General features: G+C 46.0%; 1 protein-coding gene. It reads right to left on the bottom strand.

The genetic code is table 11. The features are described from left to right. On the bottom strand, positions 1–311 hold a 311-nt coding region (locus AB4512_RS23570), incomplete at both ends, for a hypothetical protein (RefSeq protein ID WP_372175940.1).

Genomic DNA, 311 nt, shown 5'->3' with positions numbered 1-311 from the left:
CTCCATCAGCATTTGCATGATCAAGAGGTGCATATAGGTTGAACTCTGTTGTGCCATCGTTGTTAAAACGAATTCGGAAGATATCGTTACCCGACGTATCTTGAGCGTAATACCAACCATCGGCATTCGCTTCTTGCAAGGATATCGCTCGTCCGCCACTGCTGTAACCGAGGGCATCAAAAGCATCGATGTTGATTGAAACGGATGCGATATCGTCCGATCCTTGAATAATCGCTATCGATGGGCTTGGTTCTTCAGTCCCTGTTTGTTCCTTATCACCAATGAGTCCATCTTCATCGACAGATATGCTG

Origin of the sequence: Vibrio sp. 10N.222.52.B7 (assembly GCF_041474275.1) — a bacterium.
Lineage (GTDB): Bacteria > Pseudomonadota > Gammaproteobacteria > Enterobacterales > Vibrionaceae > Vibrio > Vibrio crassostreae_C.
Note: the sequence above shows the minus strand (reverse complement) of the source record. Positions and strands in the feature narration are given on the sequence as shown.